Here is a 14,504-nt window from a genome sequence, read left to right as displayed (position 1 = left end):
TATGAAGACTATGCTTTCGCGCCGCCGCATGATTGCGGGCGGCCTCGGCATTGCCGTGGGCGCGCCGCTCTTGGCGCAGGACCAGCAGATCGACGAGATTATCGAATCCATGATGGGCTCGACACCGGCGCAGCAATTGGGACCATTCTATCCGGTGGTCCGCCCGCTCGACCAAGATGCCGACCTCACAATGATCGAAGGTCATAGCGAACGTGCGGCAGGCGACCTGCTAGATATTTTCGGTCGCGTGGTCGATACCAATGGCGATCCGATCGTCGGTGCAAAGCTCGACCTGTGGCAAGCCAATGCGGCGGGTCGCTATGATCATGCCGGCGATACGCGCGAGGACATTCCGCTCGATCCGCACTTCCAGGGATCGGCGGTGCTGATGACCGATGATGAAGGGCGCTACCGCTTCCGCACGATCAAGCCTGCAATCTATGGCATTGGCACATTCCTGCGACCTCGCCACATTCATTTCACGATCGATGGCCAGCAAAGCCGCCTGACGACGCAGATGTACTTCCCAGGCGAAAAGGAAAATGCGCTCGAGGATATTGCCGAAGACTCGCTGCTCGTCGCGAAACGCTCCGACCCGCTCGAGGGCGCGGTCGAAGCGTTGCGCTGGGACGTCGTGCTGCCCTTCGGCTAGACTTTAGGCGTCGACTGGCTCGTCGGCGGCGGCGAGCTGGTCGATGCCGGTCTTGGCCTTGCTGATCGCCTGCAGCTTGCTGTCTGCGCTGATAGCCACGCCATTGGCGACGACGAATTCCGCCTCGAGCCCAAGGAATTGGAAGAAGGCGCGGACATAGCTCTGGTTATGTTCGAAGCTGTGACCTTCCTCGTAGACACCGCCCGAAGCGATAGCGACGATCACGCGCTTGTCCTTGAGGAGGCCTTCCGGGCCATTCTCGGTGTAGCGGAAGGTCTCGCCGGCAATGGCAAGGCGGTCGAACCAGGCCTTGAGCTGCGTCGGAATGGTAAAATTGTACGTGGGCGCGCCGATAATGATGGTGTCGGCAGCCTTCAGCTGGTTGGCAAAACTCTGGTCCTCGGGACGACCCATGAGGTGCGGGATCGGGTCGGCGACGAGATCGAGGCGCTCGACCTTGGCATTGGGATGGTGCGCCTTGAAACGCTCGACCGCATAAGCGGTCAATTCGCGGGTGACGCTGCCTTCACCGAGGGTGGAGCTGTCGACATGAAGAATGGTGGTCATCGGGGGACTCGCTTTCTTGGTTCCTGTTTGATACCAAGACGCATATTGTAACTATAAGTTCCGCCGCAAGACGGCACAAATATGGGGATGAGGCACATGGCTGATACCGATGTGATGGACGAAACGGTCGAGCACCTGCACCTTGCGGGCTGCAAGAATGTCGCGCCGGTGCTCAATCGCGTGGGCGACAAATGGTCGATGCTGATTGTCATGGTGCTGGCGACCGGATCGCGCCGCTTCAACGAACTGAAGCGCGAGATCGATGGCATTTCGCAGCGCATGCTGACGCGGTCCCTGCGCGGGCTCGAGCGCGACGGGCTCGTCAACCGTACGGTGACGCCCTCCATCCCGCCAAGGGTCGATTACAAACTCACCGAACTGGGCGAGAGCATTCGCGAACCGGTCAAGGCGCTGGGCGACTGGGCGATCGAACATATAGACTGCATCCGCGCCGCGCAGGAGCGCTACGACGCGCGCGAAGAGGATTAGGCTGGTCATCGTAACAACGCCGCGCTAGCCCCGCTGCATGACCCTTTGGCTCGCCATTCTCGCCGGGTTCGTGCTGTTGAGCGCGGGCGGCGAATTCCTCGTCCGCGGCACGGTCGGCATCGCCCGCCGTGCTGGCGTATCGCCGCTGCTGGCGGGCCTCGTCATCGTCGGTTTCGGCACGTCGGCGCCCGAATTGGTCACCGGCCTTTCCGCCGCCTTCAAGGGGGCGCCCGACATTGCGGTCGGCAATGTCATCGGCTCCAACATCGCCAATATCCTGCTGATCCTCGGCGTCAGCGCGATCATCATCAACATCCCCATCGACCGCCGCGCCTTCTTCCGCGACGGCTTTTTCATGTCGGTCGGGGCGCTCGTCGTGATGGCAGGCGTGCTGCTGGGCGGCTTCGACCGCCTGTCGGGAATCCTGCTGTTCGTGCTGCTGATCGTTTACATGATCGGTGCCTGGTACACCGACACGCGCAGCCCCGATGCCGAGGCCAAACGCCACGAAAGCGCCGAGACCCAAAAGCCCGACGCCAAGCGTGCGATTCCCTTCCTCGTGCTCGAGACGGTCGGCGGGATAGCGGCAGTAATATATGGCGCGGACCTGCTGGTTGGCGGCGCAATCGAGCTTGCCCGCGGCTGGGGCGTCTCCGAGGCTGTCATCGGCCTCACGATCGTCGCGGTCGGCACCAGCCTGCCCGAACTGGTGGCCTGCGCTGCCGCCGCGCTCAAGAAACAGCCCGACATTGCGCTCGGCAACGTCGTCGGCAGCTGCATTTACAACATTTTCGGAATCCTCGGGCTGACTGCATGGGTCTACCCGCTCGGCATCGCGCCACAGATCGCCAACTTCGACATCTGGGTGCTGGTCGGCACGACGGCCTTCCTGATGGCCTTCCTGCGCACCGGCTGGACGATCCACCGGCACGAGGGCATCGCGCTCGTCTTTGGCTATTGCGCTTACATCGCAGTCTTGGTGTTCCAGAGCATTTGACGCGCATCAATGCGGGGCCAGCGGACAGGCGCCAATGATCTTCACGTCCACCATGAACTGGAGAACGAAATGAAAAAGAATGTCGGATCGCTTGATCGCACGCTTCGCATCATCGTCGGGCTGGTGCTCGTCGCGATGGTTTTCGTAGGCCCTCAGACGCCTTGGGGCTGGCTTGGCCTCATCCTTATCGGCACGGCGCTGGTGAGCTTCTGCCCCGCCTATCGCCTGCTCGGGATCAATAGCTGCCGGGCGAGCTGACGCGACCCTGCTTGGCGGGGGCGGTTCAAGCGACTAGGGCTGCTATCCATGAGCAAGCCCGATATCGACGCCCTCGCCGCCTTGGACGAACGCCTGCGCTGGCTGGCAAGCTGGACCATCCACAATGCCAACCACATCCGACCCAAGGTGGACGGGGTAAAGGTCGGCGGGCACCAGGCGAGCTCGGCCTCGATCAGCGCCATCATGGCAGCGCTCTATTTCCACGCGCTGGGCCCCGAGGACCGCGTCGCGGTGAAGCCGCATGCCGGTCCAATCCTGCATGCAATCCATTATTTGCTGGGCTCGCAAAGCCGCGAGATGCTCGAAAACTTCCGCGGCCTTGGCGGGATGCAAAGCTATCCCAGCCGCACCAAGGACGCGATACCCGTCGACTTCTCGACCGGCAGCGTCGGCCTTGGGGTCGCCATCACCCTCTTCTCGTCGCTCATGCAGGATTATCTCACCGCCAAGGGCAAGATTGGCGCGGACGAACGCGGCCGGTTCGTCGCCCTGATCGGCGATGCGGAACTGGACGAAGGAAACATCTACGAAGCCATCATCGAGGGTGCCAAGCATGACGTGCGCAACCTCTGGTGGATCGTCGATTACAACCGCCAAAGTCTCGATGCGACTAGCGCCGACCGCATGTTCGAGCGCTTCGACGACATTTTCACCGCCTGTGGCTGGAAGACGGTCGAACTGCGCTATGGAAAGAAACTCGAAAATGCGCTGAAGGCGAAGGGCGGCAAGGTCGTGCGCGAATGGCTCGACACGCTCCCCAACGCCGATTTCTCCGCGCTGCATTATCAGGGTGGCGCGGCATGGCGCGAGCGCATGACCGCCGACCTCGGAAAGAAAGCGGATGCCTTCCTCTCAGGCCATGACGACGAACGCCTCGGCGACATCATGACCGACCTTGGCGGCCATTGCATGGAGACGCTGGTCGAAGCATTCGAAGAGGCCAAGAAGGACGACACCCCGACCTTCTTCATCGCCTGGACGGTCAAGGGCTATGGCCTGCCTTTTGCGGGGCACAAGGACAATCATGCCGGCCTCATGAACCCGACGCAGATCGAGGCGTGGCGCGACGATCTCGGTATCGCCAAGGGCGATGAATGGACGGGCCTCGCGGGCCTGTCCGACAATATGGTGCCCAAGGTCGAGGCGGTGCTGGAGGAAACCCGCATCCGCCGCGAGAAGCGCGACCGCAGCTTCGGCAGCGTGCCCATCCCGGCGCTTCCGGCCCCTGAGGGGGAAGAGCAATCGACGCAGGCTGCTTTCGGCCGCATCCTGATGGACCTGTCGAAGGCCGGCGGCGAATTGGCCGACCGCATCGTCACCACCTCGCCCGACGTCACCGTCTCGACCAACCTTGGCGGCTGGGTGAACCAGCGCGGCCTGTTCAAGCGGGCGGCGATGGAAGACGTCTTTGCCAAGGCCAAGATTCCCAGCGCGCAAAAATGGGGCGCCACAGACCAGGGCCAGCATATCGAGCTCGGCATCGCCGAATCCAACCTGTTCCTGATGCTTGCCGCCGCGGGCCTCACCGGCGATCATTGGCAGGAACGGCTCTTCCCCATCGGGACGCTCTACGACCCCTTCATCGCGCGTGGTTTAGATAGCCTCAACTATGGCTGTTATCAGGATGCGCGCTTCCTGCTGGTCGCCACGCCCTCGGGACTGACACTGGGCCCGGAAGGCGGCGCGCACCAGTCGATCAACCCGCCGCTCATCGCGCTCGGCCAGCCGGGGCTGCGCCATTACGAGCCCGCATATGCCGATGAACTGGCGGCGATGATGGAGCATGCCTTCCGCCTGATCGACGACCCCGACGGCGAAAGCACCTATTTGCGCCTCTCGACCCGCCCGGTCGACCAGCCGGTGCGCGAGGATGACGACTGGCAGCAAGCCGCGCTTGAAGGTGGGTACTGGCTCAGGAAGCCCGCCGACGGCGCCGAAGCCGCCATCGTCGCAATGGGCGCACTCATGCCCGAAGCCATCGCCGCGCATGAGGAACTGAGCGCTGATATTCCGGGTCTCGGATTGCTTGCCGTCACGTCGCCCGATCTGCTGCATCGCGGCTGGACTGCGGCGCAGGCTGCCCGTTGGGACGGCAATCGCCAGCCGAGCCATATCGAGAGCCTGCTGGCTCCACTCAGCCCGCGCGCCGGCCTCGTCACCCTGTGCGACGCCGCGCCCGCCTCTCTGTCATGGATTGGCGGCGTCTCCGGCCACCGCGTTGCGCCGCTCGGCGTCGAGCGGTTCGGCCAGACCGGCAACCTTGCCGACCTCTACGCCACCTACCGCCTCGACGGCGCGGCGATCACCGAGGCGATGGCCGAGATATTGCTCACCTGATCTTAACCCTCTCGGCTTACTCCCGATTCTCATGTCCCGGACACCTGACATGCTCGATGCGAGCCTGGCCCACGAAATCGAGGAAGCGCGCAAGCTTCTCGAAGTGATGGGCGATGAGCTTTCGGGCGATATCGACGTTATCACCAAGCATTGCACCAGCCTGCAGACGATCGACATCGTCATGCAGATCCTCGGCCATATCGCCAATGTGGTGCGCGCCGACGACCGCCAGGACGCCGTCGACGGCATCGGCATGCACGACCTCAAGATGAAGCTGCTGCCCGCCGCCATCGAGGCCACACGCGAGAGCAACGCCGCTTGTGACAAGGCCGCCTGAACGCTAAGCCAAGCCCCATGTCAGGACGATTTTTCGATCAATGGTCGATGGGCGATGTCATCGCGCACCCGATCACGCGCACGGTGACCGAGACGGACAATCTCCTCATCACCACCCTCACCCACAATCCGCAGCCCTTGCACCTCGATCATGAGGCCGCTGCCGATACCGAATTCGGCAAGCCGCTGGTCAATAGCTGCTTCACCTTCAGCCTTGCGGTCGGAATCTCGGTCGCCGAAACCACGCTCGGCACGCTCGTCGCCAATCTCGGCTATGACGAAGTGAAGTTTCCCAAGCCCGTTTTCGTCGGCGACACGCTGCGCATCGAGAGCGAGGTCGTTGCCTTACGCGAAAGCAAATCCCGCCCCACGGCCGGCATCGTCACCTGGGAACATCGCGCCATCAACCAGCGCGATGAGACCGTCCTCACCTTCAAGCGCTCGGCGCTGCTCAAAAAGTCCTCCTAAATGTCCGACCTCCCCCCGCCGCGTAGCTGGCTGTTCGTCCCTGCCGACAGCGAGAAGAAGATCGACAAGGCGCTGCAAGGCGATGCCGATGCGATCATTTTCGATCTCGAGGACAGCGTTGCGCCGGCGAACAAGAAATTCGCCCGCGACATCCTCAAAGGCCTGGGCGCGCGCGATGGCGGCCCTCGCTGGTGGGTGCGGGTCAATCCGATGTTTGAGCCCGAGCATCGCGAGGACTTGAAGCTGTTCGGCAATGCCGAATTCGAAGGCATCGTCCTACCCAAGGCAGAGAGCGCGGAGGACCTCGTCCACCTGTCGCACTCGACCGGCTCGATCCCTATCCACGCCATCGTCACCGAGACGCCGGCCAGCCTGTTCAACCTCGGCACCTATGCCGGGACGCAGGCCCCGCTCGCCGCGATGAGCTGGGGCGCCGAAGACCTGTCCTCGGCGCTCGGTGCACGCTCCAAGTATGATCGCGACGGACGCCTCGCTTTCACCTACCAGATGGCGCGCTCGCTCTGCCTTGCTGGCGCGGTCGCCGCCGGGGCCCAGCCGATCGACGGCGTGCATACTGACATCCGCAATCTGGACGGTCTCAAGGAAGAGGCCCGCGCTGCCGCCAGCGAAGGCTTTACCGGCAAACTCGCCATCCATCCGGCGCAAGTCCCGATCATCAACGACGCCTTCACGCCGTCCGACACCGAAGTGGCGCGCGCCAAGGCGATCGTCGACGCTTTCGCCGCTGATCCTGGTGCCGGCGTCCTTGATGTTGGCGGCAAGATGGTCGACCGGCCTCACCTCACTCAGGCCCAGAATTTGCTCGCGCGCGCAAAGCGATAGCTATCGCCTCAATGATCCCCTATGTCGGAGGTCTGACATAGCGGGAGACAAGGCATGCCGAGCAAGGCCCATGGTTGGGGCGTCGAGAACGCCGAAGACACGATCCACGCCCTCCAGTTCGAACGCCGCGACCCGCGTGCGAATGACGTCACTGTTGAAATCAGTCATTGCGGCATCTGCCACAGCGATCTGCATTTCGCCCATAACGACTGGGGCATGAGCCACTATCCCATGGTGCCGGGCCACGAAATCGTCGGCACGGTCACTGCGGTCGGTCCCGATGTGCAGAACTTCAAGGTTGGCGACCGTGTCGGCGTCGGCTGCATGGTCGACAGCTGCCAGAAATGCGAATTCTGCAAGGGCAACCAAGAGCAGTTCTGCGTCGAGGGCGCGACCTTCACTTATGGCGTACCCGATCGGCATGGCGAACTCACGCAGGGCGGCTATTCCGACCATGTCCTCGTGCGCGAGGAATTTGTCTGCAAGATCCCCGACGGCATGGAGATGTCTAAGGCCGCGCCGCTCCTTTGCGCCGGCATCACGACCTATTCGCCGCTGAAACGCTGGGGCGTGAAGCCCGGCACCAAGGTCGCCGTCGCAGGCCTTGGCGGATTGGGCCACATGGCCGTGAAGATTGCCGCGGCAATGGGCGGCGAGGTCACCGTACTGACGACCTCGCCCGAAAAGGCCGAGGCCGCCAAGAAGGTCGGCGCGAGCCACGTGCTCGTCTCCACCGACGAAGCCGCTATGGGCGCTGCTACGGCCTCGTTCGACCTCATCGTCGACACGATCCCCGTCACCCACCCCATCGATCCCTATGCCGCCCTGCTGCGGCCCAACGGGACATTGGTCATTGTCGGTGCGCTCGAGCCGTTGCCCGGCGTGTCCGGCTTCAACCTCATCTTCGGCAACCGTGCCGTTGCCGGCTCCGCAATCGGCGGTGTTGCCGAAACGCAGGAAATGCTGGATTTCTGCGCCGAACACGGCATCGAGCCCGAAATCGAGCTCATCAAGGGCGAACAGATCCCCGATGCCTGGGAGACGCTTACCAAGGGCGACATTCCGCACCGCTTCGTGATCGACGTGGAAAATAGCGCCCGAGGCTAGGGCTTGCCTCCCCCAGACGAGGCGCTAAGCCTGTCCACCAATTGACTATTGGGGGGATTTTCCGTGTCGCAAGCCAAGCCTTGGTCCATGGCGAAAGTGGTCACCGCATCGTCGGCGGGGACTGCGTTCGAATGGTATGACTTTTTCATCTTCGGCGCGCTGGCGAGCGTCATCGGGCAAGTTTTCTTCTCGGGGCTTTCGGATACGGCAGGCGTGATTGCAGCGCTCGGCCTGTTCGCCGCCGGATTCGCCTTCCGACCGCTTGGCGCCATCGTCTTCGGCGCTATGGGCGACCGGATCGGTCGCAAGGCGACCTTCCTCATCACCGTCAGCCTGATGGGCGGCGCGACCTTCGCCATCGGCCTGCTGCCGACCTATGCCAGCGCAGGGCTGATCGCGCCCATCCTGCTCATCATCCTGCGCATCTGCCAGGGTATGGCGATCGGCGGCGAATATGGCGGCGCGGCCATCTATGTCGCCGAGCATGCCGACGACGACAAGCGTGGCGCCGCGACCGGCTGGATCCAGGCTTCGGCGGCTTTCGGCCTCATCGCTGCATTGCTTGTCATCTATTTCACCCGCACCACCATCGGCGAGGAAGCCTTCCTCGACTGGGGCTGGCGCGTGCCCTTCCTCGTCTCGATCTTCCTGCTCGGTATTTCGGTCTGGATGCGCTTCAAATTGAATGAGAGCCCTGCCTACCAGAAGCTGAAGGATGAAGGAGCGGTCACCTCGACCCCGCTGCGCGAAGCCTTTGCCGAGAAAAAGAGCGCCAAGCAGGTGCTCACTGCCTTCTTCGCCTTCATGGCTGCTCAGGGTGCGCTCTGGTATTGCGCCTTCTTCTACACGCAGGTCTTTCTCGAGAAGAATCTCGGCATGCCGGGGGCCGAGGTGAACTGGCTGATCCTCATCGTCACCGTCATCTCCGCGCCGCTCTACGTCTTCTTCGGCTGGCTGTCGGACAAGGTCGGGCGCAAGCCCGTCATGGTCGGCGGCATGCTGATCGGCCTTGTCGCCTTCATGCCCGGCTTTGCCGGTATCGCCGATGCCGTGAACCCGCAGTTGGCGCGCGCGCAAGCCGAAAGCCCGGTCGTCATCGCGACCAATCTCGACAGCTGCACCAGCCAGTTCAACCCGACCGGCACCGCCGAATTCACCGCCGCCTGCGACATCGCCTCAAAGGCCGTGATCGACAGCGGCGTGGGCTATACCCGCGTTGCCAGCGAAGATGGCACGACGATGATCGGGATCGGCAATCGCGTCATCGCAGTCGCCGAAGCCGGGACCGTCGACATGGCCGAGTTGGACACGGCCTTGCGCGAAGCGGGCTACCCGCTCGCCGCCAACATGGACGAGGTCGATTGGACCACGCTCTATTTTTGGATGATCGTCTTCACCATCGCCGCGACCGCGCTGTACGGCCCGATGGCCGCTGCGTTGGTCGAGATGTTCCCGACGCGCATCCGCTATACAGCGATGAGCCTGCCCTACCATGTCGGTACCGGCTGGGTCGGCGGATTCCTCCCCGTCACAGCCTTCACCATCGTGGCAGCGACCGGCGATATCTATGCGGGCCTCTGGTACCCGATCTTCTTCATCGGTCTATCGGTCGTCTGCGCGCTGATTTTCTGGAAGGAAAAGCACGGCCAGCCCCTCCACTAGGAGGGGCAAAGAGCGCCAGGCTTTCAGGGCCAGCCCCTTTACTAGGAGAGGACGTAAACGAGACTCGACCAGGCCGGCACGTGGAGCGTCGCGCCCTTCTCGATGGGTCGCGGGGCCACGCCGCCGAAGACGCTGCGTGACGGATCGGCCATGGGGTCGGCCGTCCAGCGCACCGACCAGCGCCCGGTATGCGGCACATCGCCCAGCTCGATCTCGGCATCCTCGCCCGAATAATTCTGCGCGACGAGTACGCCGTCTTCTTCGGCCAGGCGGGCGAAGGAAAATACCTTGGCCTCGTCGCTATTCTTCACATGCACCATGCGCCCGCCCCAGGGCCGGTTGTGGAGCGCGGGATGCGCCTTGCGAAAGACGAGCCAGTTGCGGATGAAATCACCATCCTCATGCTCGCACCACGCAATCGGATCGCGCTCGAAAAACGCAAGCTGCTTGTCTAGCCCTGCCTCCTGGCCGTTATAGACGAGCGGAATACCCTCGCTCGCAAACATCAGCACCAGCGCATTGCGATAGGCCGGACCCAGCAGCTCCTGCGCCAAGCCATCCCATGTATTCTGGTCGTGGTTGGTGGTGAACAACATGCGCTGCGCATCGGCGGGCCACATCGAGGCATTTTCCGAATAATATTCGTAGAGCGCCGTGGCGTCTGCCTTGCCCGCACCGATACGGCGCAGCGGCTTCTGCCACTCCCACGCATAAGTGGCGTCGAATGCCTCTTCATGCAGGTCGCGCGCATTGCCCTCGGCGAGCATCCAGACGGGCTTCACCGCCTCCAGCGCCTCGCGCACATCCTCCCAGAAATCGCGCGGAACATAATGGGCGACGTCGCAGCGATAGCCGTCAATATCGGCCTCGCGCACCCAATAGAGCATCGCCTCCTTCATCGTCGCTCGAAGCCCCGGCGCCGAATAGTCGAGGTCGATAATATCGGTCCAATCCCAGAAGGGCGTCGAGACGAAGTCGCCCTTCCAGTCCTTCTTGTACCAGTCGGGATGCGCGCTCGCCCACGGATGGTCCCACGCCGTATGGTTGGCGACCCAGTCGATGATAAGTTTGAGGCCAAGGCCGTGGGCCGAATCGACGAAGCGCGTGAGATCGTCGAGCGTCCCCAACTCCTCGCGCACTGCCATGTAATCGGTAATGGCATAGGGGCTACCAAGGCTCCCCTTGCGGTTCTTCTCGCCGATCGGGTGGATCGGCATCAGCCAGACGATATCGACCCCGAGCGAGGCCAGCCGCGGCAAGTGCTCCGCAGCGGCTGCAATCGTGCCTTCGTCGGTGAACTGGCGGGTATTGAGCTGGTAGACGACCGCATCGCGCGACCAATCGACATGGGCGCGCGAGGGATGGGCCATGGATCAGGCGCCCAGGGCAGCGGCGGCGCGGGCCCGTTCGGCGACCTTCTCGAGATCGTTTTCGCCCTTGGGCAGGATCCAGCTGCCGCCGACGCAGAGCACGGCATCATGGGCCAACCATTCGGCCGCCGTATCGGCGCGGACACCACCCGTGGGGCAGAATTTGGCGCCCGCAAGCGGGGCTGAAATCGCCTTGAGGGCAGGTAGACCGCCATTGGCCTCGGCAGGGAAGAATTTGAAATGGTTGAGCCCGAGATCGAGCCCCCGCATGATCTCGCCAGCCGTGGCGACGCCCGGGAGGATCGGCACATTCTTGTCCTGCGCCGCGCGCACGACCCAATCGGTCATGCCCGGCGAGACGATGAATTCGGCGCCATAATCGACGGCTTCGTAGAGCGCGACAGGGTTGAGCACGGTGCCCGCACCCAGGATCGCGCCTTCGACCGCAGCCATTTTCTCCATCGCCTGCAACGCACCCTCGGTGCGCAGCGTCACCTCGATCACTGGGAGGCCCGCCTCGACCAGTGTCTCGGCCAAAGCAACCGGGTCGGGTCCATCCTCGTCGAGCACCAGCACCGGAATGACCGGGGCCATGGTCATGATGTCTTCGATGTTCACGTAAGATGCTCCTTGGCGAAGGCGACAGCGGCGCCATAGAGGCCCGGCTGCGGATGGGTGACGAGCTTGACGGGGATCTTCTGCATGCGCCGCTCGAAGCGGCCCTTGGCAATGAAGCGCCCAGAAAAGCCTGAATTTTCGAAACGGTCGCGGATGCGATAACCGAGCCCGCCGGCCAGCACGACGGCGTTGGAGCCATGCGCAAGCGCAAGATCGCCCGACACTGCGCCCAGCGTCAGGAAGAAGCGGTCGAGCGCGGCGGCGGCGAGCGGGTCGCGGCCCTCCAGCGCTGCGGTCCATAGCTCGATATCGTCCATTTCCTTGATCGGCTTGCCCTCGATCGCCCCCAATGCCTCGTAAATGTTGGCAAGGCCCGAACCGCAGGCGACGCGCTCGATGGAGACGCGCAGATAGCGTTTGCGCAGGCGTTGGAGGATACGGTCCTCGAGGCTGTCCAGCGGCGCGAAATCGACATGCCCACCTTCGGTGGCGATGACATGCATATGCCCCTCGGGCGTCTTCAGCAGCTGCGCGACGCCAAGGCCGGTGCCGGGGCCGACGATGCTGGTCACGCCATGCTTGGGGAAAGGCCCTTCGGGACCGGTGATGTGGAGGAAGTCATCGTCGGGCAGCGCGCCCACGGCATGGCCGATCGCGGCAAAATCGTTAACGATGCAGAAGGCGTCGATGTCGAGCTTTTCCTTGGCCAGCGCGGGGCGGATGACCCAGGGATTGTTGGTGAGCTTCAGCACCTCGCCATCGACCGGCCCGGCAAAGGCGATCGACAGAGCACGCGGCTCCGGTCCCGGATTTTGCTCGCAGAAATCGCGCCATGCGGTCTGGAAGCTGGCATGGTCGTTGGTGCCGAGCGTGACGGGCTCGGACAGGCTGACAACCTGCTGGCCGTCCAGTTCGGCAATGGCGAAACGGGCATGGGTGCCGCCCACATCGGCGACGGCAATTCTCTCGGTCACAGTTCGGCCTCCATGGCGTCGAGCATGGCCGACCCGCCCTTCTCGGCTTCGTCGGCATGGTGGCGGAAGAGCGCGAACAGCTCGCGGCCCGTCCCGATCGGTGGGCGCGGCACGGGCGCGGGTTCACGCGCGGAAAGGTCGGCGTCGGTCGACAGAGTGCCAGTTTCGGCGCAGACGCGAACCATGTCACCATTACGCAGCAGCGAGAGCGGACCGCCGCCCTTGGCTTCGGGCGAGCAGTGGATGGCCGCGGGCACCTTGCCCGAAGCGCCGCTCATGCGCCCATCGGTAACGAGCGCGACCTTGTGGCCACGATCCTGCAGCACGCCCAAAGGCGGCGTCAGCTTGTGCAATTCGGGCATGCCATTGGCGCGCGGGCCCTGGAAGCGCACGACGACGACGACATCCTTGTCGAGCTCGCCATCCTCGAAAGCCCTCACGACGCTCGGCTGGTCCTCGAAAATCCGGCACGGTGCCTCGATGGTCCAGCGTTCCTTCTCGACCGCACTGGTCTTGAAGCAGGCGCGGCCGAGATTTCCAGACAGGAGCCGCATCCCGCCATCGGGCTGGAATGCTTGGCCGACCGGGCGCAGCATCGTGTCGTTCGAGCTCTCGGTGACCTTTTCCCACTTGAGCCCCTCGCCATCCTCGACCGGATTGGTCGCATAAGCGGCAAAGTCGTCATGGCCGGCGGGCTGCAGGTCGTGGACGAGGCCATGCTCGCGCAGCGTATGCGTGACGAACGCCATCCCGCCGGCATGGTGGAAGTCGTTCGTGTCGCCCGACCCGTTGGGATAGACACGCGCGATGAGCGGCACCGCGGCCGACAAATCTGCCAGGTCCTGCCAATCGAAACTGATACCCGCCGCGCGCGCAATGGCGGGCAGGTGGATCATGTGGTTGGTCGAGCCCCCCGTTGCCATCAGTCCCACGGCGGCGTTGACGATGGCGCGCTCGTCGACCGTGTCGCACAGCCGCGCCTTGTTGTTGGCAAGCTCGACGATGCGATGCACTGCGGCGCGGGTGAGGTTCTGGCGCAGCTTGGTCCCGGGATTGGCGAAGGCCGCGCCCGGAATATGCAGCCCCATCATCTCCATCATCATCTGGTTGGAGTTGGCGGTGCCATAGAAGGTGCAGGTGCCCATGCCGTGATAGCTGGCGCTTTCGGCGGCGAGCAATTCCTCCTTGGTCGCCTTGCCCTCGGCGAAAAGCTGGCGGACGCGCTGCTTTTCCTTGTTGGCGAGGCCGGACGGCATCGGGCCGGCGGGCACGAGGATGGCGGGCACATGGCCGAAGCGTAGAGCACCGATCAGCAGGCCCGGCACGATCTTGTCGCAAATGCCGAGCATCGCCACACCCTCGAACATGCCGTGGCTGAGCGCGATGGCGACGCCCATGGCGATATTGTCGCGGCTGAAGAGCGACAGGTCCATGCCGGGCTGGCCCTGCGTCACCCCGTCGCACATGGCGGGCACGCCGCCCGCAACCTGCGCTGTCGCGCCGGCCTCGCGCGCCCAGACCTTCATTTGTTCGGGATAGCGATAGTAAGGCGCGTGCGCGCTCAGCATGTCGTTATAGGCGGTGATGATGCCGATATTGGGCCCGCTGAAGGTGCGGATCGCCTTCTTGTCGTCGCCGCTGGCAGCAAAACCGTGCGCGAAATTGCCGCACGACAGGCGCGTGCGGTCGATCCCCCGTTCGCCCTCCTCGTCCATGAGCTTCAGATAGGCCTCGCGGCCCTTGCGGCTCTTGTCCTTGATGCGGTCGGTAACCGCGGCGATGCGGGGGTCGAGTGTCGCCATTGG

15 protein-coding genes are annotated in these 14,504 nt (G+C 63.6%); 10 read left to right on the top strand and 5 right to left on the bottom strand.

Annotated features, from left to right (window positions below; all coding sequences use genetic code 11):
* Position 1 precedes the first annotated feature (1 nt).
* On the top strand, positions 2–652 hold the full coding sequence (locus tag NDO55_RS00150; protein WP_252111249.1) for a dioxygenase family protein: 651 nt from the start codon (positions 2–4) through the stop codon (positions 650–652).
* A gap of 3 nt (positions 653–655) precedes the next feature.
* Here the strand turns inward: NDO55_RS00150 and NDO55_RS00145 are convergent, their stop codons facing one another.
* On the bottom strand, positions 656–1,219 hold the full coding sequence (locus NDO55_RS00145; RefSeq protein WP_252111247.1) for an FMN-dependent NADH-azoreductase: 564 nt from the start codon (positions 1,217–1,219) through the stop codon (positions 656–658).
* Positions 1,220–1,315: 96 nt separating this feature from the next.
* Between NDO55_RS00145 and NDO55_RS00140 the strand changes: the two genes are divergently transcribed.
* The 9 genes from NDO55_RS00140 (at position 1,316) to NDO55_RS00100 (ending at position 9,737) form a co-directional block, all read left to right on the top strand.
* Positions 1,316–1,708, top strand: coding sequence for a winged helix-turn-helix transcriptional regulator (locus NDO55_RS00140; RefSeq protein WP_252111245.1), 393 nt, complete (start codon positions 1,316–1,318; stop codon positions 1,706–1,708).
* Between the two features lie 37 nt (positions 1,709–1,745).
* Positions 1,746–2,705: a calcium/sodium antiporter gene (locus NDO55_RS00135; RefSeq protein ID WP_252111243.1), complete on the top strand. Its 960-nt coding sequence runs from the start codon at positions 1,746–1,748 to the stop codon at positions 2,703–2,705.
* Positions 2,706–2,774: 69 nt separating this feature from the next.
* Positions 2,775–2,963 carry a YgaP family membrane protein gene (locus NDO55_RS00130; RefSeq protein ID WP_252111241.1) on the top strand — a complete coding sequence of 63 codons (189 nt, stop codon included), beginning with the start codon at positions 2,775–2,777 and terminating at the stop codon, positions 2,961–2,963.
* Between the two features lie 48 nt (positions 2,964–3,011).
* On the top strand, positions 3,012–5,321 hold the full coding sequence (locus tag NDO55_RS00125; protein WP_252111239.1) for a transketolase: 2,310 nt from the start codon (positions 3,012–3,014) through the stop codon (positions 5,319–5,321).
* Positions 5,322–5,352: 31 nt separating this feature from the next.
* On the top strand, positions 5,353–5,658 hold the full coding sequence (locus tag NDO55_RS00120; RefSeq protein WP_252111237.1) for a hypothetical protein: 306 nt from the start codon (positions 5,353–5,355) through the stop codon (positions 5,656–5,658).
* A gap of 17 nt (positions 5,659–5,675) precedes the next feature.
* On the top strand, positions 5,676–6,125 hold the full coding sequence (locus NDO55_RS00115; RefSeq protein ID WP_252111235.1) for a MaoC family dehydratase: 450 nt from the start codon (positions 5,676–5,678) through the stop codon (positions 6,123–6,125).
* Positions 6,126–6,968, top strand: coding sequence for an HpcH/HpaI aldolase/citrate lyase family protein (locus NDO55_RS00110; protein WP_252111234.1), 843 nt, complete (start codon positions 6,126–6,128; stop codon positions 6,966–6,968).
* Positions 6,969–7,022: 54 nt separating this feature from the next.
* The gene (locus NDO55_RS00105) at positions 7,023–8,075 is read left to right on the top strand and encodes an NAD(P)-dependent alcohol dehydrogenase (protein WP_252111232.1); all 1,053 of its coding nucleotides are present in this window, start codon (positions 7,023–7,025) and stop codon (positions 8,073–8,075) included.
* 87 nt (positions 8,076–8,162) lie between these two features.
* Positions 8,163–9,737, top strand: coding sequence for an MFS transporter (locus NDO55_RS00100; RefSeq protein WP_252111230.1), 1,575 nt, complete (start codon positions 8,163–8,165; stop codon positions 9,735–9,737).
* A 41-nt stretch (positions 9,738–9,778) separates the two neighbouring features.
* On the opposite strand, the gene NDO55_RS00095 is transcribed toward NDO55_RS00100, so the two are convergent.
* Genes NDO55_RS00095 through edd form a run of 4 tightly spaced genes read right to left on the bottom strand, consistent with a single transcriptional unit; the run spans position 9,779 to position 14,501 of the window.
* Entirely contained in the window at positions 9,779–11,107 is a 1,329-nt protein-coding gene (locus NDO55_RS00095) for an alpha-amylase family glycosyl hydrolase (protein WP_252111228.1), read from the bottom strand.
* Between the two features lie 3 nt (positions 11,108–11,110).
* A complete protein-coding gene (gene eda, locus NDO55_RS00090) occupies positions 11,111–11,707 on the bottom strand; it encodes a bifunctional 4-hydroxy-2-oxoglutarate aldolase/2-dehydro-3-deoxy-phosphogluconate aldolase (protein ID WP_252115470.1) in 597 nt (198 codons plus the stop codon).
* A 14-nt stretch (positions 11,708–11,721) separates the two neighbouring features.
* The gene (locus NDO55_RS00085; protein ID WP_252111226.1) at positions 11,722–12,699 is read right to left on the bottom strand and encodes a glucokinase; all 978 of its coding nucleotides are present in this window, start codon (positions 12,697–12,699) and stop codon (positions 11,722–11,724) included.
* Positions 12,696–14,501: a phosphogluconate dehydratase gene (gene edd / locus NDO55_RS00080; RefSeq protein ID WP_252111224.1), complete on the bottom strand. Its 1,806-nt coding sequence runs from the start codon at positions 14,499–14,501 to the stop codon at positions 12,696–12,698. The genes NDO55_RS00085 and edd overlap by 4 nt, the downstream gene beginning before the upstream one ends.
* Between the last annotated feature and the right edge of the window lie 3 nt (positions 14,502–14,504).

This window comes from Sphingomicrobium sediminis (assembly GCF_023805295.1).
Taxonomy (GTDB): Bacteria; Pseudomonadota; Alphaproteobacteria; order Sphingomonadales; family Sphingomonadaceae; genus Sphingomicrobium; species Sphingomicrobium sediminis.
The sequence above is the reverse complement of the archived record's forward strand: the minus strand, read 5'-3'. Positions and strand labels throughout refer to the sequence as shown.

What these genes read in the sequence shown, in the direction of transcription:
- NDO55_RS00140 (WP_252111245.1), top strand. Translation starts at nt 1,316, where the DNA reads ATGGCTGATACCGATGTGATGGACGAAACGGTCGAGCACCTGCACCTT.
- NDO55_RS00095 (WP_252111228.1), bottom strand. Translation starts at nt 11,107, where the DNA reads ATGGCCCATCCCTCGCGCGCCCATGTCGATTGGTCGCGCGATGCGGTC.
- NDO55_RS00135 (WP_252111243.1), top strand. Translation starts at nt 1,746, where the DNA reads ATGACCCTTTGGCTCGCCATTCTCGCCGGGTTCGTGCTGTTGAGCGCG.
- NDO55_RS00120 (WP_252111237.1), top strand. Translation starts at nt 5,353, where the DNA reads ATGTCCCGGACACCTGACATGCTCGATGCGAGCCTGGCCCACGAAATC.
- NDO55_RS00110 (WP_252111234.1), top strand. Translation starts at nt 6,126, where the DNA reads ATGTCCGACCTCCCCCCGCCGCGTAGCTGGCTGTTCGTCCCTGCCGAC.
- NDO55_RS00150 (WP_252111249.1), top strand. Translation starts at nt 2, where the DNA reads ATGAAGACTATGCTTTCGCGCCGCCGCATGATTGCGGGCGGCCTCGGC.
- NDO55_RS00115 (WP_252111235.1), top strand. Translation starts at nt 5,676, where the DNA reads ATGTCAGGACGATTTTTCGATCAATGGTCGATGGGCGATGTCATCGCG.
- edd (WP_252111224.1), bottom strand. Translation starts at nt 14,501, where the DNA reads ATGGCGACACTCGACCCCCGCATCGCCGCGGTTACCGACCGCATCAAG.
- NDO55_RS00130 (WP_252111241.1), top strand. Translation starts at nt 2,775, where the DNA reads ATGAAAAAGAATGTCGGATCGCTTGATCGCACGCTTCGCATCATCGTC.
- NDO55_RS00145 (WP_252111247.1), bottom strand. Translation starts at nt 1,219, where the DNA reads ATGACCACCATTCTTCATGTCGACAGCTCCACCCTCGGTGAAGGCAGC.
- eda (WP_252115470.1), bottom strand. Translation starts at nt 11,707, where the DNA reads ATGACCATGGCCCCGGTCATTCCGGTGCTGGTGCTCGACGAGGATGGA.
- NDO55_RS00100 (WP_252111230.1), top strand. Translation starts at nt 8,163, where the DNA reads ATGGCGAAAGTGGTCACCGCATCGTCGGCGGGGACTGCGTTCGAATGG.
- NDO55_RS00125 (WP_252111239.1), top strand. Translation starts at nt 3,012, where the DNA reads ATGAGCAAGCCCGATATCGACGCCCTCGCCGCCTTGGACGAACGCCTG.
- NDO55_RS00105 (WP_252111232.1), top strand. Translation starts at nt 7,023, where the DNA reads ATGCCGAGCAAGGCCCATGGTTGGGGCGTCGAGAACGCCGAAGACACG.